We start from the raw sequence: 812 nt of genomic DNA, 5'->3' as shown, positions 1-812 counted from the left end.
GCCGAGGCCATTGCCGAGATGGGCCAGTTGGGTTTCATGGGCATGCTGGTGCCGGAAGACTGGGGCGGCGCGCAGACCGGCCACCTGGCCTACGCCATGGCTCTGGAGGAAATCGCCGCCGGCGATGGCGCCTGCTCGACCATCATGAGCGTGCACAACTCTGTCGGCTGCATGCCGATCCTCAAGTACGGCAGCGAAGAGCAGAAACAGCGCTTCCTCCGCCCGCTGGCCGAGGGCGCGATGCTCGGTGCCTTCGCCCTCACCGAACCCCAGGCCGGCTCGGATGCCAGCGTCCTGCGCAGCCGCGCCCGGCGCGACGGCGAGCACTATGTACTGAACGGCAGCAAGCAGTTCATCACCTCCGGCAGCCACGCCGGCATGGTGATCGTCTTCGCCGTGACCGATCCGCAGGCCGGCAAGAAGGGCATCAGCGCCTTCATCGTGCCCACCGATACGCCCGGTTACTCGGTGGTGCGGGTCGAGGACAAGCTCGGCCAGCATGCTTCCGACACCTGCCAGATCCAGCTCGACGAACTGCGCATCCCGGCCAGCCTGCGCTTGGGCGAGGAGGGCGAGGGCTATCGCATCGCCCTGGGCAACCTGGAGGGCGGACGCATCGGCATCGCCGCGCAGGCGGTGGGCATGGCGCGCGCGGCCTTCGAAGCGGCGCGCGACTACGCCCACGAGCGGGTGACCTTCGGCAAGCCGATCATCGAGCACCAGGCAGTGGCCTTTCGTCTGGCCGACATGGCCACCCAGATCGCCGTGGCGCGGCAGATGGTTCATCACGCCGCCAGCCTGCGCGAAGCCGG

General features: G+C 68.6%; 1 protein-coding gene. It reads left to right on the top strand.

The genetic code is table 11. From position 1 onward, the window contains the following. The coding region (locus G9C89_RS24925) for an acyl-CoA dehydrogenase family protein (protein WP_172153389.1) at positions 1-812 on the top strand (812 nt) is incomplete at both ends.

Origin of the sequence: Pseudomonas tumuqii, assembly GCF_013184545.1 — a bacterium.
Classification (GTDB): domain Bacteria; phylum Pseudomonadota; class Gammaproteobacteria; order Pseudomonadales; family Pseudomonadaceae; genus Aquipseudomonas; species Aquipseudomonas tumuqii.
This window is presented reverse-complemented; position numbering and strand designations above follow the sequence as displayed.